The organism is Exiguobacterium aurantiacum, assembly GCF_001766415.1.
Classification (GTDB): Bacteria; Bacillota; Bacilli; order Exiguobacteriales; family Exiguobacteriaceae; genus Exiguobacterium; species Exiguobacterium aurantiacum_A.
On record NZ_MKXO01000001.1, the window covers coordinates 1,026,481 to 1,051,841 of the forward strand.

Annotated in this window: 24 protein-coding genes; 9 read left to right on the forward strand and 15 right to left on the reverse strand. The window is 53.1% G+C overall.

Features of this window, described 5'->3' with window-relative positions; translation table 11 throughout:
• Positions 1-15 precede the first annotated feature (15 nt).
• Positions 16-711 (forward strand): DsbA family oxidoreductase, encoded by a 696-nt coding sequence (locus BJU60_RS05210; RefSeq protein ID WP_070327787.1) that lies wholly within the window; start codon positions 16-18, stop codon positions 709-711.
• A 55-nt stretch (positions 712-766) separates the two neighbouring features.
• On the opposite strand, the gene relB is transcribed toward BJU60_RS05210, so the two are convergent.
• Positions 767-994 carry a type II toxin-antitoxin system RelB family antitoxin gene (relB, locus tag BJU60_RS05215; protein ID WP_070327788.1) on the reverse strand — a complete coding sequence of 76 codons (228 nt, stop codon included), beginning with the start codon at positions 992-994 and terminating at the stop codon, positions 767-769.
• A gap of 174 nt (positions 995-1,168) precedes the next feature.
• On the opposite strand from relB, the gene BJU60_RS05220 reads away from it, so the two are divergent.
• Entirely contained in the window at positions 1,169-2,386 is a 1,218-nt protein-coding gene (locus tag BJU60_RS05220; protein ID WP_070327789.1) for an MFS transporter, read from the forward strand.
• Positions 2,387-2,411: 25 nt separating this feature from the next.
• Here BJU60_RS05220 and BJU60_RS05225 read toward each other — a convergent pair whose 3' ends face one another.
• The 4 genes from BJU60_RS05225 to BJU60_RS05240 all read right to left on the reverse strand — a co-directional run bounded on the left by BJU60_RS05225 (position 2,412) and on the right by BJU60_RS05240 (position 5,276).
• Positions 2,412-3,506 (reverse strand): MBL fold metallo-hydrolase, encoded by a 1,095-nt coding sequence (locus BJU60_RS05225; RefSeq protein ID WP_254281643.1) that lies wholly within the window; start codon positions 3,504-3,506, stop codon positions 2,412-2,414.
• A 90-nt stretch (positions 3,507-3,596) separates the two neighbouring features.
• Entirely contained in the window at positions 3,597-4,184 is a 588-nt protein-coding gene (locus tag BJU60_RS05230; RefSeq protein WP_070327790.1) for an SCO family protein, read from the reverse strand.
• A gap of 4 nt (positions 4,185-4,188) precedes the next feature.
• Positions 4,189-4,608, reverse strand: a complete 420-nt coding sequence (locus BJU60_RS05235) for a disulfide oxidoreductase (protein ID WP_070327791.1) — start codon at positions 4,606-4,608, stop codon at positions 4,189-4,191.
• Positions 4,605-5,276 (reverse strand): DsbA family protein, encoded by a 672-nt coding sequence (locus tag BJU60_RS05240; RefSeq protein ID WP_070327792.1) that lies wholly within the window; start codon positions 5,274-5,276, stop codon positions 4,605-4,607. Before BJU60_RS05240 ends, BJU60_RS05235 begins: the two co-directional genes overlap by 4 nt.
• 271 nt (positions 5,277-5,547) lie before the next feature.
• On the opposite strand from BJU60_RS05240, the gene tnpB reads away from it, so the two are divergent.
• A complete protein-coding gene (gene tnpB, locus BJU60_RS05245; protein ID WP_070327793.1) occupies positions 5,548-6,720 on the forward strand; it encodes an IS200/IS605 family element RNA-guided endonuclease TnpB in 1,173 nt (390 codons plus the stop codon).
• Between the two features lie 261 nt (positions 6,721-6,981).
• On the opposite strand, the gene odhB is transcribed toward tnpB, so the two are convergent.
• Complete coding sequence (gene odhB, locus BJU60_RS05250; protein WP_070327794.1) at positions 6,982-8,253, reverse strand: 2-oxoglutarate dehydrogenase complex dihydrolipoyllysine-residue succinyltransferase; 1,272 nt, start codon at positions 8,251-8,253, stop codon at positions 6,982-6,984.
• 18 nt (positions 8,254-8,271) lie between these two features.
• Complete coding sequence (locus BJU60_RS05255; protein WP_070327795.1) at positions 8,272-11,118, reverse strand: 2-oxoglutarate dehydrogenase E1 component; 2,847 nt, start codon at positions 11,116-11,118, stop codon at positions 8,272-8,274.
• A gap of 334 nt (positions 11,119-11,452) precedes the next feature.
• Here BJU60_RS05255 and BJU60_RS05260 point away from each other — a divergent pair, with 334 nt between their 5' ends.
• Complete coding sequence (locus BJU60_RS05260; RefSeq protein ID WP_070327796.1) at positions 11,453-12,385, forward strand: ABC transporter ATP-binding protein; 933 nt, start codon at positions 11,453-11,455, stop codon at positions 12,383-12,385.
• Complete coding sequence (locus tag BJU60_RS05265) at positions 12,363-13,100, forward strand: ABC transporter permease subunit (RefSeq protein WP_070327797.1); 738 nt, start codon at positions 12,363-12,365, stop codon at positions 13,098-13,100. Before BJU60_RS05260 ends, BJU60_RS05265 begins: the two co-directional genes overlap by 23 nt.
• A gap of 227 nt (positions 13,101-13,327) precedes the next feature.
• Here the strand turns inward: BJU60_RS05265 and BJU60_RS05270 are convergent, their stop codons facing one another.
• Positions 13,328-14,419: an RNA-guided endonuclease TnpB family protein gene (locus BJU60_RS05270; protein WP_070327798.1), complete on the reverse strand. Its 1,092-nt coding sequence runs from the start codon at positions 14,417-14,419 to the stop codon at positions 13,328-13,330.
• A gap of 230 nt (positions 14,420-14,649) precedes the next feature.
• On the opposite strand from BJU60_RS05270, the gene BJU60_RS05275 reads away from it, so the two are divergent.
• On the forward strand, positions 14,650-14,844 hold the full coding sequence (locus tag BJU60_RS05275; protein ID WP_254281644.1) for a hypothetical protein: 195 nt from the start codon (positions 14,650-14,652) through the stop codon (positions 14,842-14,844).
• Between the two features lie 104 nt (positions 14,845-14,948).
• Positions 14,949-15,851 (forward strand): arsenic resistance protein, encoded by a 903-nt coding sequence (locus tag BJU60_RS05280; RefSeq protein ID WP_083274029.1) that lies wholly within the window; start codon positions 14,949-14,951, stop codon positions 15,849-15,851.
• On the opposite strand, the gene BJU60_RS05285 is transcribed toward BJU60_RS05280, so the two are convergent.
• The 7 genes from BJU60_RS05285 to BJU60_RS05315 all read right to left on the reverse strand — a co-directional run bounded on the left by BJU60_RS05285 (position 15,848) and on the right by BJU60_RS05315 (position 23,446).
• On the reverse strand, positions 15,848-17,098 hold the full coding sequence (locus BJU60_RS05285) for an MFS transporter (RefSeq protein WP_070327801.1): 1,251 nt from the start codon (positions 17,096-17,098) through the stop codon (positions 15,848-15,850). The two genes, BJU60_RS05280 and BJU60_RS05285, sit on opposite strands and share 4 nt — an antisense overlap.
• A 58-nt stretch (positions 17,099-17,156) precedes the next feature.
• A complete protein-coding gene (locus tag BJU60_RS05290) occupies positions 17,157-17,771 on the reverse strand; it encodes a class I SAM-dependent methyltransferase (protein WP_070327802.1) in 615 nt (204 codons plus the stop codon).
• Between the two features lie 57 nt (positions 17,772-17,828).
• Positions 17,829-18,242, reverse strand: a complete 414-nt coding sequence (locus BJU60_RS05295) for a universal stress protein (RefSeq protein WP_070327803.1) — start codon at positions 18,240-18,242, stop codon at positions 17,829-17,831.
• A gap of 15 nt (positions 18,243-18,257) precedes the next feature.
• Complete coding sequence (locus BJU60_RS05300) at positions 18,258-19,739, reverse strand: SulP family inorganic anion transporter (RefSeq protein ID WP_141737219.1); 1,482 nt, start codon at positions 19,737-19,739, stop codon at positions 18,258-18,260.
• 401 nt (positions 19,740-20,140) lie between these two features.
• Complete coding sequence (locus BJU60_RS05305) at positions 20,141-22,048, reverse strand: LTA synthase family protein (protein WP_083273992.1); 1,908 nt, start codon at positions 22,046-22,048, stop codon at positions 20,141-20,143.
• A 205-nt stretch (positions 22,049-22,253) separates the two neighbouring features.
• Positions 22,254-23,033: a sulfite exporter TauE/SafE family protein gene (locus BJU60_RS05310; RefSeq protein ID WP_070327804.1), complete on the reverse strand. Its 780-nt coding sequence runs from the start codon at positions 23,031-23,033 to the stop codon at positions 22,254-22,256.
• Between the two features lie 41 nt (positions 23,034-23,074).
• Positions 23,075-23,446, reverse strand: a complete 372-nt coding sequence (locus tag BJU60_RS05315) for a rhodanese-like domain-containing protein (RefSeq protein ID WP_254281645.1) — start codon at positions 23,444-23,446, stop codon at positions 23,075-23,077.
• Between the two features lie 114 nt (positions 23,447-23,560).
• On the opposite strand from BJU60_RS05315, the gene BJU60_RS05320 reads away from it, so the two are divergent.
• Entirely contained in the window at positions 23,561-23,857 is a 297-nt protein-coding gene (locus BJU60_RS05320) for a rhodanese-like domain-containing protein (protein WP_070327805.1), read from the forward strand.
• Positions 23,858-23,924: 67 nt separating this feature from the next.
• Positions 23,925-25,325, forward strand: a complete 1,401-nt coding sequence (locus BJU60_RS05325) for an MBL fold metallo-hydrolase (RefSeq protein ID WP_070327806.1) — start codon at positions 23,925-23,927, stop codon at positions 25,323-25,325.
• The last annotated feature ends 36 nt before the right edge of the window (positions 25,326-25,361 follow it).

Genomic DNA, 25,361 nt, shown 5'->3' on the forward strand with positions numbered 1-25,361 from the left:
TAGGAGGGATTCACTATGAAAATTGAAGTTTGGTCAGATTACGTCTGTCCGTTCTGTTATATCGGCAAGCGCCGTCTAGAAGAAGCACTCGAACAGTTCCCACACGCGGACAACGTCGAAGTGGAGTTTAAGAGCTTCGAACTCGACCCGAACGCCCCGACGACCGATTCACGTTCGATTTATGAAGTGCTCGCGAAGAAATACAGCATGCCGCTCGAGCAGGCGAAAACAACGACGGCCCAAGTCGCCGCTCAAGCTCAATCAGTCGGACTCGACTATGACTTTGACAACATGGTCGTCACCGGCACGCTCGACTCGCACCGGTTGACGCACTATGCGAAGACGGTCGGTAAAGAGAAGGAATTGTCGGAAGCGCTCCTCAAAGCGTACTTCATCGAGGCGAAACATATCGGCGACCACGACGTCCTCGTCGAGATCGCGACAAGCGTCGGGCTCGATGCTGACGCCGTGAAAGACGTGCTCGCTTCAGACGTATACACGGAAGACGTCCGCGCTGAAGAAAGACGCGCGAGCGACCTCGGCATCACCGGCGTCCCGTTCTTCGTCTTTGACGGCAAGTATGGCGTCTCAGGCGCCCAGCCGACCGAGGCGTTCACGCAAGTGCTTGAGAAGACGTGGGCCGAATCGGCACCGACACTTCAAGTGCTCTCGGGCGGTGCGACGTGCACGGACGATAACTGCGATATTTGACTTCAAAAGAACGACAGAGAAGCATTCGTCTGAATACGGACGAATGCTTTTTAGGTTAAGTCTCAAAGTTCAAATCCTCCATCATACCTTCGAATGAAATTGCCTCAGAATGTTCTTGATGCTCGTTCATCGCTTCATGATAAAGTTCTAAGTCTAGATCATTTTCTATTCGTTCCAGGACAGCGCCCCAAAAAAGCGTGGAGAGGTCCAGGTTCTTGGTTTTCGCGTATTCTCTAATGAGACGCTCATCCTCCTCCTTGAGTCGAACAGATATCGTTCCCATACAATCACCCTCCTTTACACACATTGTATTACGAAATCATAGTGTTTATATAATCAGTTCACACGAATTAATGAATGGGAGAAGAAGCTAAAATCCCGGCTTCTTTTTTGTGGCTTAATGAATCATTCTCAAGCATAATTATTATTAACAGATAAGAATCGAGGACTTAATCATATGTGGAAAAATCGCAACGTTTGGATCATCTTGACCGGGGAGTTCGTCGCCGGCCTCGGGCTTTGGCTCGGCATCATCGGCAACTTGGAGTTCATGCAGGAGAAAGTCCCGTCCGACTTCGTCAAAGCGCTCATCCTCGCAGGCGGCCTGCTCGCAGGCGTCGCCATCGGACCGCTCGCCGGCCGTTTGACCGACCAAGGCTCAAAGAAAAAGATCATGCTCATCTCGAGCGTCGTCCGGGCGCTCAGCGTTCTCTTCATGTTCGTCGCCATCGAGACGGGAAGCGTGCTTTGGATGGTCGTCTTCCTCGTCTTCCTGCAAGGGTCGGCCGCGTTTTACTTCCCGGCGCTCCAAGCAGCCATCCCGCTCATCGTCAAGGAACGCGAGCTGCTCGCCTTGAACGGGGTGCATATGAACGTCTCCACGCTGTCCCGGGTCATCGGAACGGCCATCGCCGGTATCTTGCTCACGCTCATCTCGCTGCGGGACGTCTATGCGCTCTCGCTCGTCGCCTACTTGTTGCTCGCTGTCGCGACGTGGTTCTTGAACATCGACGAGACGACGACACCGTCCGCCCGAAAAGTCGATACGAAGTCGTCAGGCGGATTCAAGGACGTCTTCCCGATCATCAAGTCGATCCCGGTCATCTTCATGACGCTCGTCATGACGCTCATCCCGCTCCTCTTCATCGGCGGGTTCAACCTGCTCGTCATCAACATTAGCGAGCTGCAAGATTCGACCGCGATCAAAGGCTGGATTTATACGGCAGAAGGGATCGCCTTCATGGTCGGCGCGTTCGTCATCAAACGGATCGGTGAGAAGTTCTCCGTATTCTCAATCTTGTTCACGTTCTCGTTTTTGATCGGGATCGCTCAGCTCATGCTGTACTTCGCCGACATCCCAGTCGTCTCGATCGCAGCGTTCGTCTTGTTCGGCTTCTCGGTCGGTTGTTTCTTCCCGACCGCGGTGACGATTTTCCAGACGCGGATGCCGAAAGACTATCACGGACGCTTCTTCTCGTTCCGGAACATGCTCGACCGCATCGTCTTTCAAGTCGTCCTGCTCGTCACCGGCTTCTTCCTCGACTTGATCGGTCTGCAGCTCATGGTCGTCTTGTTCGGGGTAAGTTCAATCGCGATGACCGCTTCCTTCCTCGTCTATACGCGGAAACACAAGCTTTATATCGAAACGGACGAGACCGAACGGATCTCGTCCTAACAAAACAAGCGCTGACCGAATTCGGTCAGCGCTTGTTCATGTCCTCGATGTCACGCCACCACGTGTTTGTATCGTTGCGTCCGTCGAGCGTGATCCGTTCCCCGATCATCGGAGTAAGTACGTGTTCTTGCGGCAACAACTGCGTCAACTGCTCGGCCGGGTCGTACCAGGCGTGGAACGATAGCGTGAACGCGCCCCAATGGATCGGCAACATCTTATCGGCCCGCACGTCGCGGAACGCCTGAGCCGTCTCTCGTGGCTGCATGTGCACATCCGGCCAACGCTCATCGTATTGCCCGCATTCGAGTGCCGCGAAATCGAACGGTCCGTACTCGTCCCCAATGTCTTTGAAGTGAGGACCGTAACCGCCGTCACCGCTAAAGAACAAGCGGTCCGTCTCACCGATGACGACCCATGACGCCCAAAGCGTCGCATTGCGGTCGGTGAGGGCACGACCCGAGAAGTGACGGGCCGGCGCACAGACGAACGTCCACGTCCCGAACTGATACGTGTCGCCCCAATCGCGTTCGATAATGCGTTCGGCCCCGACGCCCCAACGTTTCAAATGGCTGCCGACGCCGAGCGGGACGATGAACATGGCGACTTTGTCTTTGATCGCTTGAATCGTCGCATAGTCCAAATGGTCGTAATGGTCATGCGTCAGCAAGACGACGTCGATTGACGGCAAATCGTCGAGCTCGAACGGCAAGTCCTCGCTGAACCGTTCATTCTTCGCGAACGGGAGCGGTGACGGACTCCGGCCGAACATCGGGTCGACGAGCATCGTCTTGCCGTCCATTTGAACGAGCATCGCTGAATGGCCAAGCCAATAGATGCGGGTGAAGCTCGAGCCGAGTGTCTCGGTGAAGTCGATCGGGACGACCGGCAACCGCACGCTCGGCTTCCGGAGCGAGTCCGGATGCAAAAATTCTTTCGACATCGAGATCATGTCATCGCTTGAAAACCGCATCGGTGTCTCAAGCTGATTGCGGAACTTGCCGTTGACAAGATTCGGCGACTGGAGCGCTTTTGGCTTGCGTCCGAGCGGTTTATATTGTGTGAGTGCCGTACCCGTCACAGCAGCCAAACCCATCAATGAAACGAGTAGTGTTTTTTTCAAAAATATCCTCTCCTCTATTGCTTATTATACGGCAACATGCCGGATTCCCCTGTTTTTGAATACGCAAAAAAGGACGACATCGCGTCGCCCTCAAGATTTCTGTAAAATTTTAATATCGTTGACGATATCCTCGATCGGTACGTCTTGGAACCCTTGGTACGCCTTGACGATTTTTCCGTCTTGATCGACGAGATAGAACCAAGTCGCGTGATCGACTTGCGTGCCTTCGTCGGGCTTGCGGACGAGCGCCTTGAAGTTCTGTTGCGCGAACGCCTCGATCTCGTCTTGCGAATAGCCGGTCAAGAACTGCCAGTCGGCTTCTGCCAAGTCATACCCGGACATGAACTGTTTAATCTTATCCGGTGTGTCGACGGTCGGGTCGACGCTGAACGACACGAACTGGACGTCCTCGACGCCTTCTTCGATGAGCGCTTCATTCAGCTTCGTCATGTTGTACGTCATGGGTGGGCAAACCGTCTCACAGTTCGTGAACACGAAGTCGGCCATCCACACTTTCCCTTTCAAGTCGTCGAGACTGACCATCTCCTCGTCCTGGTTCATATAGTCGAACGATTCGATCTCCCAGTTGAGCGGGTCTTCGATCTCATTGCCGCAAGCGGCGAGCACAGTGAGTAAACTCATAAGCCCGATCAGCATCCATTTTTTCAAACGTTCCATCCCCTTACTTGTCCGTTTTTATGTTGAGCAATAATAGCGTGATGAGTGTGAACGCCGTGAGCGCGAGGAACGGGATCGTCACGAAGCCGAACCAGTTGATGTACTGCACGTTACACGGCACGCCTTCGACACACGGTTTGATGTCGGCAAAACCGGGTACTTTTTGCACGAGATAATGGTAAAGTGAAATCATACCGCCGCCGATTGCTAGCGGCAATACATATTTCTTCACTTGACGATCGTTCGTGAATACAGCCATACCGAGCACGAAGACGAGTGGATACATGAAGATACGTTGGATCCAGCACAGTTCGCACGGGACGAACTCGCGAATCTCACTGAAGTATAAACTGCCGAGCGTCGCCGTGAGCGCGACGAGCCAAGCGAGATACAAGCCGTAGCGGCTCAAGAACGACTGCTTCATGGTGCCCCTTGTTCAATCAATCGTTCAATCGCCTCATAGTCGAACGGGTCTTCTAGCATGACGCCGTTGATCATGATCGACGGCGTGAACTGGACCCCGTATTCTTTGACGAATCCGTCATCTAGACTCACCTGTTCAAGCACGCTCGAGTTTTCACTCAAGTCGTCTTCGAACTTCGCCATGTCGACCGACGTCGTCTCGCCTGCGATCTGCTTCAACCGTTCGACCGTGACCCACGCCTCGTCGTGCTGCTGGCTCGCCGGTTGCGCGCCATAGAGTGCCTTATGGAAGTCCCAGAACGCATCCGGGTCTTGCTTATAGACCGATTCTGAAGCGAGTGACGCCAAAATCGACTCTTGTCCGTGGAACAAGACGTTGATATAGCTGAAGCTCGCGTCACCCGTATCGATATAGTCCGCCTTTAGCTGCGGATAGATCGTCTCGCCCCATTGTTTACAAGACGGACATTTGTAGTCCCCGAACTCGACGACCGAGACCGGTGCGTCCGCTTCCCCGAGCGTCGGTTGCCCGTCTGTCGGCACGTGCTCGCTCGTAGCCGGCGCCGCCGTCTCTGCCTGCTCGGCCGGTCGGTTCAAGAGAACGACCACGACCGCGATGAGTGCGACCGCGATGAGCGTCCCGACGACCAATGCTTGATTTTGTTTCATTCGTCTCACCTCTATTTTTATCGATTCGTCTTTCATTATAGCGAAAGCGCTATCCGATTCCACGAAATCGACTTGTTTATTACCGACTTTGCTTCAAGTCGTCCATATTTTGACGATGAATAAAGTGGATGTTTATTTTAGGAGGAACTATTTATCAAAAATAGGCGAGAATACGCCCACTTCAAAGCGACGAGGGCGAAGCCCTAGCGAAAGTGGGCGATGAATCGCCACGACCTTTTCTGGGTATAAATACCTAGAGGGGGTGAACGGCGTGTCGACACATAAAGGATACAGATTTCGGATCTATCCGACCAAGGAACAGGAAGTCCTGATCATCAAGACGCTCGGTTGCGCCCGCTTCGTCTTCAACCATTTCCTCGCGAAGTCGGATGAGACCTATCAGGCAAGCGGTACAGGACTGACCTACGGCGCGTGCTCCGAGGTATTGCCGTCCATGAAAGAGGAGCTCACGTGGCTGAAAGAGGTGGACAGCACGGCCCTGCAGTGGTCGTTGAAGCATCTGGCCGACGGCTACGACCGTCTCTTCACGAAACAGAACGGGCACCCGCGCTTCAAGTCGAAGCGCAACCCTGTCCAGTCGTACACGACGAACATCCAGGGCAAGTCGCAAAACCCAGAGGTCTCGATCATCGGGGACCGGCTCAAGCTGCCGAAGCTGAAGTGGATGCGGTTCGCCAACTCACGGAAGGTCGAGGGCCGCATCCTCAGCGCCACGATCCGCCGGAACGCGACGGGCAAGTACTTCGTCTCCCTGAAGACCGAGCAGGACATCGAGCCGCTCCCACAGACCGGCTCCTCTGTCGGCGTCGACGTCGGGCTGAAGCACTTTGCCATCCTGTCCGACGGCACGGTGTACAAAAACGACCGTTACTTCCGCACGTTAGAGGAGAAGCTCGCCCGCGAGCAGCGCAAGCTGTCCCGGCGTCGGCTCATCGCCCTGAACAAGAACGTAAAATTATCCGAGGCGAAGAACTACCAGAAGCAAAAGCGCAAGGTCGCGCGCATCCACGAGAAGATTGCAAACAAACGCAACGACCTCCTGCACAAGGTGTCGACCGAGATCGTCAAAAACCACGACGTCATCGGGATCGAGACGCTGCAGGTGAAGGACATGCAGCAGAACCGCCAATTGAGCAAGGCCATCTCCGACGTCGGCTGGTCGGAGTTCCACCGCATGCTCGAATACAAGGCCGACTGGTACGGAAAGACCGTCGTCAAGGTCGGGAAGACGTTCGCCTCGAGCCAGCTCTGCTCAGGTTGCGGCCATCAACACAAAGACGTGAAACATCTCGCCTTACGTAAGTGGACGTGCCCGAACTGCGGCGTCCACCACGACCGCGATGTCAACGCAGGACTGAACCTCAAACGAGAGGCCGAACGCATCCTGGCCTCTTCAACCGTCGGGACGACGGGGCTAGCCTGATCAGGTTTCGGCCGCTGGGTCGGATAACTCAGGAATCCCTCACCTCTAAGCGTAGCGTAGGTGGGGGGGAGTTCAAATGTGGTCGCGCTATCAAGAAGTACAATTGCTCCAAGGACTCAATGCATTAAATGATCGAGACTCGAGTCGGGCCTTGCTCGACCAGGTCCAGACGAACAGCCCCGCCTTCTCATGGAGATCACGCTCGATGAGACGCTGCTTGCATAAGAAAGGTCCATGTCACTTGCGACATGGACCTGTTTTTTACGCTTCGAACAACAACTGTTCTGGATCTTCAATCATATCTTTGATGTGTTTGAGGAACGTCACGGCCTCACGACCGTCGACGATGCGGTGGTCGTATGAGAGCGCGACGTACATCATCGGACGGTTCTCCATCGTCTCGGCGTCGATCGCGATCGGACGAAGTTGGATCGTGTGCATTCCGAGGATAGCGACTTGCGGTCCGTTCAAGATCGGTGTCGATAAGAGTGAACCGAACACGCCGCCGTTCGTGATCGTGAACGTGCCGCCAGTCAGGTCGCTAAGCCCGAGCTTATTGTTGCGCGCCTTGTCGGCAAGATGGATGATATCCTTCTCGATCTCGCCAAAGTTTTTACGGTCCGCTTCCCGGACGACCGGGACGACGAGTCCGTCCGGTGCCGATACGGCGATGCCGATGTCGTAATATTTCTTCAAGACGATCTCGTTGCCTTGAATCTCAGCGTTCAAATACGGCATCCGTTTCAGAGCCGCGACGGCCGCTTTCGTGAAGAACGACATGAAGCCGAGTTTGACGTCGTTATCTTTAATGAACTTCTCTTGGCGACGTTTCCGGAGCGCCATGACCGCCGTCATGTCGATCTCGTTGAACGTCGTGAGCATCGCCGCCGTCTGTTGGACTTCGACGAGACGGCTCGCGATCGTTTGACGACGACGCGTCATCTTGATGCGCTCTTCGTCTTTGCCGCTCGCGACCGGTTGTGGTGCCGCAGCCGGTGCTTTCGGTGCTTCTGGCTTTGGAGTCGGTGTTGCGTTGTGGTTCGACACGTCATGGACGTTGATGCGGCCGATCGGGTCGTTCGTCTGAACGGCCGAGAGGTCGATCCCGCGCTCACGAGCGAGCTTGCGTGCCGCCGGTGTAGCGATCGGGCCTTTACCTGGGCTTGCCACGTGCTCTTCACGACGCTCGACTTTTTTCGCTTCGCCGACTTTTTCTGTTTTCGTCTCGGCTGGAGCCGGAGCAGCTTCTGTCGCTGCTTCCGTCTTCGTCTTCGTCGCGACGGCCGTGCCGCCGGCTGAACCTGAACTTAAGCGGGCGATGACTTGACCGACTTGGACCGTGTCGCCTTCCCCGGCGAGTTGTTCTTCTAACGTTCCCGACTCATCGGACGGCACTTCGATGTTGACTTTGTCTGTCTCGAGCTCGACGATGGCCTCCCCTTTTTCAACATGGTCGCCTGGCTGCTTGAGCCAAGACGCGACCGTTCCTTCCGTAATGGACTCTGCTAATTCCGGTACTTTAATTTCGATCACAATGAGTTCCCCCTTAACTTATTTACGATCTTTTTGGTATGTGCTCGCTCCAGCCGCACTTGAGACGGCGTCACGGGATAAGGCTTCACGGATGATGCGTGCTTGTTCTTGTTTGTGTGCTGTCGGATTTCCTTCAGCCGGGCTTGACCGGCGACGGCGCCCGATGTAACGGACGTTCAGACGGTTCGATGTCACCGCTTCAAGACGCGGCTCGATGTATGTCCAAGCTCCCATGTTTTTCGGTTCTTCTTGTACCCAGACGATCTCTTTGGCGTTCGGGTAGCGACTAATGACGTCGCGAATCTCACGGACCGGGAACGGATAGATTTCTTCGACGCGGATGATGTGGAGGAAGTCGAGTGACTCCTCTGATTTCATCGTCGCTTCTTGCAGATCGATCGCCATCTTCCCTGAACAGAAGACGAGGCGTTCGACTTTGTCCGGCTGTTCGCCAAGACCTGTTTGTTCGACGATCGGGCAGAAGCTGCCATCTGACAACTCTTCGACCGTTGAGGCTGCAAGTGGATGACGAAGCAGGCTCTTCGGTGTCATGATGATCATCGGTCGGATTTGCTCAGTACCAAGCATCTTCGCCTGACGACGCAAGATGTGGAAGTATTGGGCAGCCGTCGACAAATTAGCGACCGTCCAGTTCTTTTCACCGGCGAGCGTCAAATAACGTTCCATCCGCGCGCTCGAGTGCTCCGGACCTTGTCCTTCGTAACCGTGCGGCAATAGCATGACGAGACCCGATTTTTGACCCCATTTCGCACGACCAGCCGAGATGAACTGGTCGAACATGACTTGGGCCGAGTTGGCAAAGTCACCGTACTGCGCTTCCCACAACACGAGCGTATCTTGTGCGAACACGTTATAGCCGTATTCAAAGCCGAGCACCGAGCCTTCCGAGAGCGGGCTGTTGTGCACCGTGAACGAGGCTTTCGCCGTCGACAACTCGTGGAGTGGCGAGAATTTCTTGCCGGTCTCGACGTCGTTCAACATGATGTTACGTTGCGCGAACGTCCCGCGCTCTGAATCTTGACCGCTCAAACGGATCGGTGTCCCGTCCGAGATGATCGAGGCGTAGGCGAGCGTCTCGGCATGGCCCCAGTCGATCTTCCCATTGTCCCCGAACGCGTCACGACGACGGTCGAGTACTTTTTGAAGCTTATGGAACAAGCCGAACCCTTCAGGCCAGACGAGCAGCTCATCGTTCAACTGTTGCAACAAGTCGCGTTCGACTGCCGTATCGACGTAAGGGAATCCTTTATAGACTGCTTCCGGCAAGACGATGTCCGCATCTTCTTCCTCAGCCGGGACGAGGTCGCGCGCTGACTTCAAGCGATCTTCAATCGATTGTTCGATCGTCGCTTTGTCTTCTTTCGTCATGACGCCTTCTGCTTCGAGAAGATCGGCATAGACGTGACGGACCGATTGATGTTCTTTGATCGCTTTGTATAGAACCGGGTTCGTGTTCATCGGCTCATCCATCTCGTTGTGTCCATAGCGGCGGTAGCCGACCAAGTCGACAAGGATGTCTTTATGGAACTTGGCACGGTATTCGCTGCACAATTTCGCGACGGCGACACACGCTTCCGGGTCGTCGGCGTTGACGTGGAAGACCGGGATCTCGTAGCCTTTGGCGATATCACTCGCATAACGTGTCGAGCGCGAGTCGCTCGGGTCCGTCGTGAAGCCGATCGTATTGTTGGCGATGACGTGAACGGTGCCGCCTGTCCGGTAGCCCGTCAAGTTCGTCATGTTGAGCGTCTCGGCGACGATGCCTTGGCCTGGGAACGCGGCGTCCCCGTGGATCAAGATCGAAGCAGCCTTGTCATCGTGTTGGACCGGCATCCCTTTTGCAGAGCGGTCGTCTTGCGCGGCACGCGTGTAACCTTCGACGATCGAGCCGACGAATTCAAGGTGGCTCGGGTTGTTGGCGAGGTTCAAGCGGACTTCTTTCTTCTCATCTAACACGCGGCGATCGAGTCCAAGATGGTATTTCACGTCGCCCGACCAGCCGAAGTTGATGCCGATCGAACCTTCTGACGGAATGAGTTCTTTGTTCGGTGCGTGCTGGAACTCGGCAAAGATCATTTCGTACGGTTTACCGAGCACATGGGCGAGGACGTTCAAACGTCCACGGTGTGCCATCCCGATGTTGATGTGTTCCGAACCGCTCGAGATGAGCCGTCCGACCATCGCGTCAAGGAGCGGGACCATGCTGTCGAGTCCTTCGATCGAGAAACGTTTTTGTCCGACGTACGTCTTATGAAGGAACGATTCGAACAGTTCCGTCTCGGCTAAACGCTCGAACAACTCAAGCTTCTCTTCTTTCGAGTACGCGGCTTTCAATGCGCCTTGCTCGATGCGGCGGCGAATCCAGCGCTTCTCTTCCATATCATCCAAGTGGCGCAACTCGATGGCGACCGTCCCTGTATAGACGTCGAGTAAATGACGGACGAGTTCAAGTGCGTTCGCGCCGGGCTTCGGTACGTCTTCTGACAGCAAGTGTGCCGGGATCTGCTCGAGGTCTGACTCGTTCAACCCGTAACGGTCGAACACAAACAACCCGTGCTCACGCGGATGGTCCTTGAGCGGATAAATATCAGCCGCTTTATGACCGAGCGCCCGGATATCATTGACGAGCCGAGTCGCCGCCACGATTTTCTCCAAATCAAATGAAGCGACCGGTGCGACCGGTACCGCTTGTTCGGGTGAACCGTTCTCATCAAAGTAACGACGCGTCTCCGCATCGACCGATTCTCTGTCTTCCAAATATTGCTCGTACAATTCAACGATGTAGCCTAAGTTTGGACCATAAAATGTTTGCGATTGCTCGCGACCGTTCGACGACTCTCCCATTGAATAAATCCCCCTGTCCGTTCCTATGCGCCCGATGTGTGAACGCTTTCATTTTTTAAGGCCGCACGAATCAGTTCATCCATCTGATTCAGGCCGTGAAAAGAGCCAAATCTTGCCTCTTACTCTCTTCTTCATACTACACCTTTCCAGGTCGAAAGACCCTTTCAAATTCACAATTCGTCCATACTAATTCAATAAGTTTTACTTATCGACTAATTGTGAAAGTTGTCGTTTGATTCAATTGTTTCAAAAAAAGGTGAAACCTTCTTTCAGTCTTGTCGTATACAATGTTAGCAAGCTTGGAAATAAATCTCAACGAAAGCAAGGTGACAATATGTTATCCGTCCAAAATGTCCACAAAAAACTGGGCCAGACGAACGTTCTGACCAACGTCAGCTTCGAAGTCACGCCCGGCGAAATCTTCGGCTTCCTCGGTCCGAACGGTGCCGGAAAGACGACGACGATCCGTATCATCACCGGTCTAATGCCGGCAACGCACGGCTCCGTTACCGTCGACGGGTTCGACGTATCAACCGACCGCCAAGAGGCGCTCAGTCGCATCGGTGCCATCGTCGAAAACCCGGCGTTCTACCCTTACTTGACTGGTCGAGAAAACTTGATCCACGCCAAGAATTTGATCCCCAATTTGAAAAAAGTCGACTTGAACGCCCTTGGGGCACTCGTCGGGCTCGAATCGAAGCTCGACATGAAAGTCAAACAGTACTCGCTCGGAATGAAGCAGCGGCTCGGGATCGCCCGTGCGCTCCTCCACAATCCGAAAGTGCTCATTCTCGATGAGCCGACGAACGGGCTCGACCCGGCCGGCATCGCCGACCTGCGCAACTACTTACGGCACCTCGCCGAGCACCGCGGCATCGCCATCTTGATCTCGAGCCACTTACTTAGTGAGATGGAACTGATCACGGACCGGTTCGCAATCATCGACCACGGTCAAATCAAATCGGTCCAAGACGGGACGACGCGTGAAGAAGGCGTCATTCTATGTAAAGTATCACGCGAGCAAATGAACGAGGCGCTCGACGCGGCCGCCATGCTGTTTGACGATGTGAAAATCGTTCAGCAATCGGCTGAGACGTTCCTCGTCCCCCGCCCTGAGACGGATATCCCGGTTCTATTGAAACGACTCATCAATCAAGACATCAACGTCTTCCAAATCGGGATGAAGTACGAGACGCTCGAGGATCAATTCCTCAAAGTGACGAAGAAAGAAGGAGGAATGAACAATGCGTTCATTACTAGCCAATGAGTTTATGAAATGGCGGCGCACGATCAAGCCGCTGATTGCCCTCGGCATGTATACCGGGATTATCATTTTAACGTACGTCATCGTCACGAGTGGAAACGAGTCGGGAGATGCGACAACGTTCGTCAACTATGCCACGATGGCCGCGATGACATTCCTCGGCATTTTCACGATCGTGTTCACCGCTGAGATGATCGGGAATGAACTGAAGTTCGACACGTTGAAACACTTGCTCATGAGTCCGTACTCCCGTGACCGGATCTTGCTGTCGAAACTCGTTGCCGCAATCCTGATCATGCTCGCCCAGTTCGTGTTCATCCTTGCCGTGACGTATGGCTTCGCTTTGACGCTTGACGGGAACTTGACGTTCGAGCAGTTCCGTAACGTCCTACTCAGCGTGTCGAGCGGCGTGTTCGTCATCTTCTTGACGCTCATGTTCTCGGTTGTCTTCAAATCGGTCGGTGTCGTCATCGGTTTTACCGTGCTCGCGAACTTCGTCTCGACGATGATTGGCGGCCTCCTCATCGCATGGAAGCCGGCCATTGCTAAGTGGATCGTCTTTTTGCACACGGACTTGTCCATTTATTATCAAAGTCCAGGCTTCATGGAGACGATGGACGTGACGATTTGGTTCTCAGCGTTTTACGTGTTGATCCACATCATCGCCTTCTATATCATCACGGCGTTCATGTTCCGCAGCAAGACATTCGCGGAATGACCTGCCCCTCTCTATGAACGTGACAAAACCTCTGACTGTCGGACACACAATCCCAACATTTCAGAGGTTTTTTTGTTTGATGATACGGTATTCTAGGTATAGAAACGGTGAACCACTCACCACTTATTTGCTTCGCAACCTGAAGTGGGAGCTTCTTGGGAAGACCGTGCTTTGACCAGCCACGGTTGTGGACCAAGCTCGTCGGGCAGTCCCTGCCCTGGAGTGTTTTAGTCTGCGAGACTCAACAGGTTGAGGCTCGCGTTGACGTCGCGGTCGTGGTGCGTGCCGCATACGGCGCATGTCCACTCGCGGACGTGCAGGTCCTTCTTGCCGCCGTTCTCGCCACAGGCCGAACAGACCTGGGTCGAGGCGAACCACGGGTCGGCCTGGATCAGTGTGCGGCCGTGGAACCTGCATTTGTAGGTGAGCTGGCGGACGAACTCGCCCCACCCGGCGTCCCCGATCGATTTTGCCAGGCGGCGGTCCTGCATCATCTCCCTCGGTTTCAGCGTCTCGACGACGACGACTTGGTTCTCGTCGACGATGCGTCGTGACAGCTTGTGGAGGAAGTCATGTCGGCGGTTCCGTACCTTTTCATGCTTCTTGGCCAATAGGAGCCGCGCCTTCTCGCGGTTCCGGCTGCCGGGCTTCTTGCGGGAGAGCGCGCGCTGCGCCCGTCTCAGCCGTTCCTCGGCCTCGCGTAGGTTGCGCGGGTTCGGGACCTTCTCCGTCACGAGCGCGTCGTTCGTCATGACGGCGAAGTGCCCGAGGCCGAGATCAATCCCGATCTTGTGCTCGGCCGGGACCCATGGCTCGTCGTCCTGTTCGACGAGGAGCGACACGAAGAACTTGCCCGCTTTCGTCATCGACACGGTCGCCGACCGGATCTCGCCGTCGAAGATTCGGTGCTGTGTGAAGCGGATGAACCCGACCTTCGGCAGCCGGACCCGGTCCCCCTCGATGCGGATCGTGCCGTGCTGGTTGTTCGTCGTGTAGGACGCGCGCGCTTTCCGTCTCGACTTGAACACCGGGAAGCCGGCCGTCCCGGCGAAGAACTTCGCGAACGCCGCGTCGAGGTGAAGCTTCGCGTTCGCGAGCGCGAGGCTGTCCGCCTCGGCGAGGAACGGGAACAGGGGCTTGTACGAGGCGGGTGTCGGCAGTTTTCGCTTCGGGCCGGTCCCAGCCTTCGCCTCCTCGTGGATGGTGATGCGGTCCTCGAGCAGCTTGTTGTAGACGAAGCGGGCACAGCCGATCGTCCTGACGAGGAAATCGGCCTGTTCCGACGTCGGGTGGAGCCTGTATTTGTAGCCCTTCAGCATGTCTCCCCCTCCTCTCGGCCGATGATCGTGATGAACGCCTTCCTCATCCGATACCCGCGACGGGGGAAGGGAAATCTGACGGAATCACGAACTTATGTTCGTCATATCTGTCACAGGGGTGGCCAAGAAGTTTATGTACGGGCGATTCATCTCCCACCTACGCTGGGCTTCGCCCCAGACGCTTAGAGGTGGGAGAATTCTCGCTTAATTATGTTAAAGGAAGTGGTATGATGTATCTCACAATCGGATTATCGCTAGTCGTCTGCTTGATCGCCCTCGTCTTCACGATCATGGTCGGTCTCGGAAAAGACAAATCAGACTATAACCAAAAGAAAAGCTGGTCGCTCGTGTCTTGGACGTATATCGTCCTATTCCCGGTCTCATTCGTGGCGCTCGGACTGCTATACTATTTCATCACTCGATGACTCGTTCATCGGGTTTTTTTGTGGTACGTTTTTGCTAATGGAAAAGAGGTGGCCCTTTGAGTCGATTCGAGAAATTATACCCCATATTCATACTTCTATCTGTTGTGACTGGTCTCGCGTTCGGGACGATCGAGACGCTGCGTCGAATCGCGGACGGTGCGATCGTTCCATTGCTTATGGCGATGCTATTCTTTACGTTCATTCAAATCCCGTTCGCCCAAATCCGGCATTCGTTTTCAAACCGCACGTTCACGATCACGAGTCTCGTCCTCAACTTCGTCTGGACACCCGTCTTCGCATTTGCACTCGCGAGCGTCTTCTTGTCCGACCACCCGGCGCTTTGGATCGGGTTCATCATGCTCATGGTCACGCCATGCACCGATTGGTATATCGTCTTCACCGGTCTCGCGAAAGGCGACGTCGTCGCCTCGCTCAGCATCTTGCCGCTCAACCTTATACTTCAACTCGCGCTGTTACCGGTCTATCTTTATGTTTTGACAGGGACGTCGAGCGTGATCTCAGTTTCGGTGTTACTACATAGTCTATCCGTTTTAGCGATCCCGCTCGGCTCAGCGATTGGACTGAGGTACTTTCTCGCCAAGTCGAACCAGTTGCAGCGGCTCGCGCGCGTCAGCTTATGGCCAATCATCTTGTTAAGTCTCGCCGTCATGTCGATCTTTGCCTCACAAGGACGGCTTTTGATCGAGCACGTCTCGATCCTCGGATTGTTAATTGCACCGTTGCTGTTATTTTTCATCGTCAATTTTGCCATAAGCCGCCGTGTCGGCAAGAAGCTGTTGCGTGAAGACGCGGCCGTGACGAGTCTGCAAATGACGACGCTAGCGCGGAATTCACCGATCGCGCTCGCCATCGCGACGACCGCATTCCCGAACGAGCCGCTCATCGCCCTCGTCTTGGTTATCGGGCCGTTGATCGAATTGCCGGTGCTCGTCGCCGCTTCCTTCGTGATCCGGCGACTAAACCGAGCCGAACGTCGACTCGATTAGCGCACGAGCGTCGGTTTGACCGCGAATGAGGCGGCGAGGATGCCGATGACCGGGAAGACGAGCGAATACCAAATGATCGACTCGTAGTTGCCGAACAAGTCGTAGGCGATCCCGAACGGCAACGGTCCCACCGCCGAGCCAAGTACCATGACCGACGTCGCCAGGCCGCTGATGCTGCCGAGCGCGGCCCGACCGAAGTAGTACGGCCAAACATAGTTTAAAGCGATGCGCTCAAAGCCGTTACTGATGCCCCAGATCACCCCGAACAGCATCGCGATTGAGAACGTCGACGTATATTGCAGGATGATCATAAAGATGATCTCGGTCACAAAAATACCGATCAATACATAATTGATTTTCACGACATCGATGAGCCGTCCCGCGATGAACGTCACCGGGAAGCCGAGGATCGCCATCAAGCTCAAGACGATCGCGGCCGTCACCGGTGGTAGGCTCTGCTCTTCAAAAATTGAGATCAAGTGGAACGTGATCGCTGTGTTGACGAGCGCCGGGATGCCGATGCACGACAAGATCAGCCAAAAAGCACGTGTCTTGAGCGCTTCTTGGAACGTGAAATCGACGTCGATATGAATCGGTGTCGTCGTCGATTTATTGCTCGGATGAGGATTCGTCCCTCCGTCCGGCAAAAGTCCGATGTCTTCTGGGCGGTTGCGGACGAAACGATAAGCGAGCGGTGTGAACAAGACGAGCACGAGCAGTCCCCACACTTGCCACGTCGTTTGCCAACCGATCAAACCGACGAGCCAGACGTTGAGCGGCGGAAAGACGGCCGAGCTCAAGAACCCTCCGATTGCCATATAGCTGAGCGCTTGGCCACGCTTCGTGATGAACCACTGCGGGACGAGCGTGTTCGGGATGAGCGTCATCGACCCTTGCCCGAACAGGCGGAGCATCCAGATGCCGAAGAAGAGCATCGTCAAGTTCGTGACGTAACTGTTGAACAGACAAGCGACCGCCAGCAATATCGAGGCGATGACCATCATCGCCCGTTGCCCAAAGCGGTCGATCAATCGACCGACGAAAAATAAACAGGCTGCCGAGGCGAGCGTCGCGGCCGAATAAACGCTCGATACTTCAGAGCGCGACCAGCCAAAATCGGTTATGTATTGGTCGATAAAAACTGAGATAAAGTACGTCTGACCGGGACCCGAGAAAAATACACCGAGGCCCGCGATCATGACCATATACCATCCGTAGTAGGATGGTTTTCGAAGTCTTCGCATCATCTTGCTCCTTTTCCTCTGTTATGTAAGACGATTTTTACTTCCATCGCCTTTTCAATTATTATTTTGTAGCGACAGCAATCCCGATCGGATAATGACGCTCAGGTCGTTTCGGTTCGACGAGCACGCCCCGTTGGTAATAGAACTCGGTCGAGGCGAACCGATCGAACAACGCTGTAAACTCTTGTTCTGTAAATTGATGGACGTGAAACGGCTCGTTCGTCGGTTTACCGACTCCTTGACCGAACGGCGTCGACAAGACGAGCGTACCACCCGGTTTAAGCAACTCCCAAACGTTCGCCATGAACCTTTCAAAATCGTCCACATGCTCGATTGTCTCAAAACTGACGATACAGTCGAACGTGCCGAGTTGTTCGGGTAAGGTTCGATCGAGCACATCCCCGACGACATAGGTCACGTTCGGATGATAATATCGGCCTCGTGCATAACGTGTCGTCTCTTCTGATAAATCGAGGGCGACGACCTCATCGACTTGCCCCTTCAAATTTTTCGCAATCAACTGACTGCCATATCCGACACCGCTCGCAAAGTCGAGCACGCGCCCGTCCATGTACAACAATGAAAAATGATAACGGGCAATATGTTCAAGTAACATACCGTTCAGCGGGTCCATTTGATCTGGGATGACCCGTTCTCCCGTATAATTCAATGTCATAAGCTCCTCCTTTTTCTATACAGCAAAAGCGCCACGAAAGTCTCGTGGCGCTGTCTGTTAACGAACGATGATCACAGGTGACAACGAACGTTTAGCAAGCTTGTGGCTGACACTGCCCAATACGAACTCTTGGAACGTATTGAGGCCGCGCGAGCCGACGACCACGAATTCATACGGTTCATGGTTGGCGTAGTTGACGAGTTCAACGTCAGGTTCGCCGCGGAGTTCGATATACTCGTACGAAACGCCCGCTTCGGTGATCGCATCGAAAAACACTTGAAGACGTTGTTTCCGTCTCACTTCAAGATCGATTTTACCCGTCGATTGAAGGGCGCTTTCTTTTGATTCTTTCGGTGACACGACATGGACGACATCGATTGAAGATGATGTCACTTTGGCGAGTTCGACCGCTTTTTGGGTGGCACGCATCGAATGATCTGAACCATCAATCGCTAGAAAGATTTTACTCATTGTAAGTTCCCCCTTTTAGTGGCCGACGTTCGCATCTTGTTGACGAAGATGGAGCGCCAGCGTGTTCAACAGCTTCTCTGAATCTTTGTTTAAGTTTAACAGTTTTGGTTCGATTCCAACCGTCCGATATTTGAAGACGACTTTATCGATGGCCCCGATGGCCGAATCGTCCCAAAGATGGGTGTTGGCGAAGTCGATACTGACTTGTTTCACGTCTGCTTCGACATCTGCTTCGACATCGAACTGGTTGACAAAGTCAGACGTAGACGCGAAGAACAGCTGTCCGTTCACTTCATAGTGTGCACGTTGTCCGTCTTGGTGGCGCTTCAGCTCGACACGCGAAATTTTCGCGGCGAAGATGACGGCGGCCGTCACGATTCCGGTGATGACACCGATCGACAAGTCGTGCGTGAGCACGGTCGCGAGTACCGTCGTGACCATGACGAGCGAATCGGTCTTTTGACCTGTCTTGAGCGTTTTGAGTGAGCCCCAGTCGAACGTCGCATAGGCGACGAAGAACATGACACCGACGAGCGCCCCGACTGGAATCAGCATTAAAATGTTACTCATCGTCATGATCATGATGAGGAGCGCAAGTCCTGCCGAGAACGTCGACAAGCGACCCCGTGCTCCAGACGAGACGTTGATGACCGATTGTCCGATCATCGCACATCCTGGCATCGCACCGAAGAAACCAGCGATGATGTTGGCGATCCCTTGACCTTTTGATTCACGGTTCTTATTCGAATCTGTACCCGTCATGTCATCGACGATTTGAGCCGTCAATAGCGACTCAATCAAACCGACAAAGGCGAGCGAGAACGAATAAGGCAAGATGATCATAAGTGTCTCGAGTGTGAGCGGGAGGTCCGGCAAGAGGAACATCGGCAGCGTTGCCGTGATCGTCCCCATATCTCCGATCGTTTTCGTCTCAAGTCCCATAAAGAACACGAGCAACGTCATCGCCACGATGGCGACAAGCGGCGCCGGGATTGCTGACGTGATGCGCGGGAAAACAAGGATGATCGCAAGCGATGCTGCAACGATGGCCCACATGATCCACGTCTCGCCTCCAAATTGCGGAAGCTGGGCTTGGAAGATCAAAATGGCAAGGGCGTTAACGAAGCCGACCATAACCGCACGCGGGATGAACTTCATTAAACGAGCTATACCAAGAAAACCAAGCACGATCTGGATCACACCAGCTAGTATCCCTGCAGCGAGCAAGTACTGAAGTCCATAATCTTTTACGAGATCGACGACAAGGAGTACCATCGCGCCCGTCGCGGCCGAAATCATCGCGGGGCGTCCTCCTGTAATCGAAATGACCATCGCGATGATAAAGGACGCATATAGTCCTACCATCGGATTTAATCCAGCGATCAGTGAGAAGGCGATTGCCTCCGGAATGAGTGCAAGGGCCACAACGATCCCTGCCATCACTTCAGCACGGGGATTCCCGAGCCATTCTTGTTTTACCGTATTCAATTTTTCCAAATGAACACACCTCTCTATAAAAATTTTTAAATTGATTTCTGACTCTCACAGAAATCAACTTAATCAAATTATAGAAGCCGTATTCACAGTTCGTTCATAACTTCACAACAACTCAGATGTTACCCGAGAATGAGCACGATGACAACCGATGAGCCTCAACTTTTTCCTAGATGTCCGCATGCGGATTCGTTCATTTTTATAAGGATATAACGACACACTTCGTTCTCTCTCTTCACTTTCCCTCGCTGTTTCGACTTCGTATTCCCCTGTACACCAATCATGTAATCGCTTACCTCGCCTACCCTGATTTCCACCATAGTCGATCCGATTTTGCCGCCGATTTATTTTTCAGACAACAAAAAAAGAGAGAAAAGATTTTTAAAATCTTTTCTCTCGCGTGTTTAGTTATTTTCTTTAAAGCGGAGCAAGTCCGAATAGATGATCTTATCGTTCATCTCAAGTACTTTGTTCGCCTTGTCTTCAAGTGGCGTACATACTTTCGCGTCATCGACGACTTCTCCTGTCTCGGCGTCATAACACGTTGACTGGGTGAACAAATAGTCGCTTGTCACGATTGTACCGTCACGGAAGATGGCGCGATCGTTGCGCTCGGGCGCGAACAAGTCGTTCCCGAACCCGATTTGATCAGACGTATCGAACCCGAGCAAATGCTGAATCGTCGGGTTCATATCGACGTGGCTCCCAATCGTCTCGTGGACTTCACCTTTGTCTTGACCAGGCAAGTGAATCGCGAACGGGACTGACTGAAGTTTTGCCACGTCATATGGCGTCAACTCGTCTTTTCCGAGCAAGTCGGCCATGGCAGCGTTATGGTTCGTCGAGATGCCGTTATGGTCACCGTAAACGACGAAGATCGTATCGTCCCATGTTCCGTTCTTTTTCAACTCATCAATGAACAACCCGAGGGCATAGTCTTGATATGCGAGCGCTTGCGGGAAGTTATTGAGCGTCGTCGAGTTCGTCTCGAATTTCGGAACGAGTTCATGGTCCGCACTCGGCATCGTGAACGGGAAATGGTTCGTCAGCGTGATGAACTTCGCAAAGTAAGGTTCCGGCAGTTCTTCAAGCATCGGTACCGACTGTAAGAAGAACTCATCGTCGAGGAGACCCCATTCCGTCATGTTGGCCGGGTCGCCTAAATCGTAGCTCTTCTCATCAAAGAACTCATCGACTCCGATGTTTTGATACATCTGGTCGCGGTTCCAGAACGATTTGTTGTTGGCGTGGAACACCGCCGAATAGTAGTTGTCTTCTTTGATGACACCAGGAAGCGCATCATATTCGTTGTCGGCGTTCGTGAAGTAGACGCCGCCACGCGACAATCCGTACAGCGAGTTGTCGAGCGCGAACTCAGAGTCCGACGTCTTCCCTTGACCGGTCGTATGGTAATAGTTCGGCCAGAAGTGAGACTCGTCGATCAACTTGTTCAAGTTCGGCGTGATGTACTCGCCGTTCGAAGCTTTCATATTGTGTGTAAAGCTCTGTGTCGATTCGAGCGAGATGGCGATGACGTTCTTGCCTTTATACTTCCCGAACATGTCCGGGTCCGGCGCCGCATAGTTCTGACGCGTGTAGTTCTCGACTTCATCGAGCTCAGAACCGTCCGCGAGCGCTTTTTGCGCCGATGTCTTCGTTTGAAGCATCGCGTCATAGACGTGGAAGTTGAACGTGCCTAAGTTTTTAACAAGCAGTTCACGGTCGAACGAACGCGTCAACAGTTCTGGGCGCTCCGTCTCTGCGAGGACAAGGTTAAAGCCGAACACGGCGGCAGCTGCACCGAACGTGAGCAACACGCGGCGTTGTGACGCTTTGCCTGTCTCTTTTATTTTCCAGAGCAAGAACGGAAGCACGACGAGATCTCCTAACAGAAGCAAGTCTTTCCATTCAAGCAACGACAGGAATGACGACGATAACGTCTCTAGGTTCGACGATTGGAACAATAACGGCACAGTCAAGAAGTCAGTGAACTCACGGTAGTAGGTTGTATCCGCAAACAAGATGAGCGAGGACACCGTGTAAAGACCGTATAGCGCCCACTTCCGTTTATTGCCTCCGAAGAAGAAACTAAAGGCAAACAAGAACAACGTGAAACTTAACGGGTTGATGAACAGAATGAACGCTTGGACCGCGTTCTCAGGTGGCATGTTAAAGAAGAACTGATACGCGATCAGTGACTTCGTCCATAACAGGATCGTAAATATCCAAAACAGGCGATGCGTCCGGAACGAGTCGCTTGCCGCGTGACGGAACCGCTCTAATTTCCCGTTCGATTGATTCGTGTGATTCATTCAAACACTCCTTAGGTCATTTTCATATGGTAAGTTAGTGCGTCGACTAACAAACGTACAGACGTATAAAGAGTATTTTAACGTTCTTTTGAACTTAATTCAACTTTTTGACGCTTAAAATGCTACATAAACTTAACAATTTTATTGCAATCTTCATCTAAAAAAGGCTATCGAGTGAACTCGATAGCCTTTAAACACGATTCAATTAGCCGATGATGTCCATCCAGATCTTGACCGTACTCGCTAAAATGAGCAATGCCAAAATCATCTGGAGCGACTTCGTCTTCATGTTTTTCCCGATATTCGCCCCGATCGGTGCCGCAATCAAACTCGCGATAATCATGACGAAAGCCGGTTCCCAAACGATTTGGTCGGTGATGATCTTACCGGCTGTCAACCCGATCGATGAGATGAACGTGATCGCAAGCGAACTCGCGATCGCCATCTTCGTCGGGATACGGAGCACGACGAGCATGATTGGCATCAAGATGAACGCTCCGGCCGCTCCGACGATCCCGGCTGCGATCCCGACGATAAACGCCGAACTGGCCGCGATCAGTTTATTGAACGTGACTTGGTCGAGCGGCAAATCTTCGACGTTCGCTTTCGGCAAGAACATCATGATCGTCGCAATCGTCGCGAGGACCGCATAGACGACGTTGATCAAGTTCTCCGACAACAGCGTCGAGCCGTAGCCCCCGATGAAACTTCCGATCAAGACGGCGACACCCATATACAGGATGAGTTGTTTATTCAAATAGCCGCCTTTACGATATGCGTAAATCCCACCGATCGTCGCGAAGAACACTTGAATCGCGCTAATCCCCGATACTTCGTGGGCGCTGAACGCCGCGAAGCCAAGAAGCGGCGGAATGTACAACAACATTGGATATTTAATGATTGATCCGCCGATCCCGACCATCCCTGAGATGAATGATCCGATAAAGCCAATCAAAAAGATTGTGATGATAAACTCTAACTCCATACTAGCTCCTCCAGTTTCCTACCCTATTAGATAAGTAAGTTTTATCTCTGTTCCCAAGCGATCATACCGCCTGAAACGTCATAAATTTCCGTATAACCTCGATCCTGCAACAACTCGGCCGCCTGGGCGCTTCGATTGCCACTGCGGCAAATGATATAGATCGGTTCATCTTTCGCATAAGGTAATTCGGTTTCATTTAATGAAGAAAGTGGTGCGTTCACCGCTCCTTCGATATGCCCCCCCTCGTATTCATCTAGTTCACGGACGTCCAACAAGGTTATTTCTTCGTTTTCCAATCTGTTTTGTAGTGTTTCGACGTCGATTTGGGTGATCCCATCCTCTTTCGAAGTGAAAACTACGATTCCGACAGTCACAATCACTAAAATCGATAAGATGATCGTTAATTTACGCAATTTTTGACCTCCAATTCTTTTCCTTGCATTGAGTATACCTTAGGGGGTATATTAAAAACAACGAAAGTTACTCACTTTAAACATAACTTGATTAGAAAAGGGGATTAATACCACATGAAGACGATTACGACGACTGAATTAGAAACATTGCTAAGCACGGATGAAACACTCAACTTGATCGACGTTCGTGAAACGGATGAATTTGCAGGCGGACACATCAAACAAGCGAAAAACGTACCGTTGTCTGACTTCAGTGCGAAAGTCGATGAGCTCGACCGCACGAAACCGATTCATGTCATCTGTGCGGCAGGCGGACGCAGCATGAACGCGTCAGCTTACCTCGACTCACTCGGCTTTGACGTCATCAACGTCGACGGCGGCATGATGAGCTGGACAGGCGAAACGGTTTAATCACTTCTTAATATAAAGCAGCACAACAACTAACGTTTACAGTCAACTATTCTAGGGGGTATATCATATGTTATTACGTTATTTCTATGATCAAAAATTAGCACAGGCATCTTACATGGTCGGTTGCCAAATGACCGGCGAAGCGGTCGTCATCGACCCGGCTCGCAACATCACACCGTACTTGCAAGAAGCTGAAAAAGAAGGCATGACGATCGTCGCGACGGCTGAGACACACATCCACGCCGACTTCGTCTCAGGTTCGCTCGAACTTGCGAAACGCACTGGCTCGACAGCCTACTTGTCAGATGAAGGTGACGCGTCATGGAAATATGCGTTCGCGAAAGACATCGACTCGAAACTCGTCAAAGACGGCGATACGTTCAAAGTCGGTAACGTCACGCTCGAAGTCATGCACACACCAGGCCACACACCGGAACACATCTCGTTCTTGCTCTATGACCGCAACCAAACGCAACCGATGGGTATTTTCACAGGCGACTTCGTCTTCGTCGGCGATATCGGACGCCCTGACCTGCTCGAAGAAGCGGCCGGCGTGAAAGGAACGACGGCCATCGGTGCCGAGCAAATGTTCCACTCGCTTAACAAGTTCAAGGCTCTCCCTGACTTCGTTCAAGTCTGGCCTGGCCATGGTGCCGGCAGCGCTTGCGGGAAAGCGCTTGGCGCGATCCCAACGTCAACGGTCGGTTATGAGAAAGCGACGAACTGGGCGCTCCAAATGACGGACAAAGACGCATTCATCAAAGAGTTGACGACAGACCAACCAGAACCGCCGAACTACTTCGCGATGATGAAAAAAGTGAACAAAGAAGGCATCCAAGTGACGAACGAGATCGCTCGTCCAGAAGTCGTCGGCACGGACCGTCTCGACACACTCGTCGAAGCGACGCAAGTCGTCGACACACGTAGAGGCGAAGACTTCGCGCAAGGTCACGTCCCTGGGACGATCAACATCCCTTACAACACGAAATTCGTCTCATGGGCCGGCTGGCTCGTTAACTTCGACAAAGACATCACGCTCATCGCGAGCGCGGAAGACGTCGAAGAAGTGCAGACAGACCTTCAATCAATCGGTCTTGACCGTCTCCGCTTCATCGTCCCTGTCGAAGAGCTCGGTCAAGAACTATTGACAGAAACGTACACGGACGTGACGGCTGAACAAGCGATCGAATCAGCTGAGAAGAACGACGTGTTCGTCCTTGACGTCCGCAACGCGACAGAATGGAACGCGAGTCACTATGAGAAAGCAGAGCGCATCTTGCTCGGTAAACTCATGCGTGACCACGACGGTCTACCGACAGACAAGACGATCGCCGTCCACTGTGCGTCAGGCGTCCGTTCACGTATGGCCGCGAGCGTCCTTCAATCGCTCGGCTACAAGGATATTCAAAACATCCTCGGTGGCTATGCTGCGATGAAGACCGTCCTCAACGCAGAACAAATCGGCTAATGCTATACTAAAAACAAAGAAAGCGCCCACTCGTTT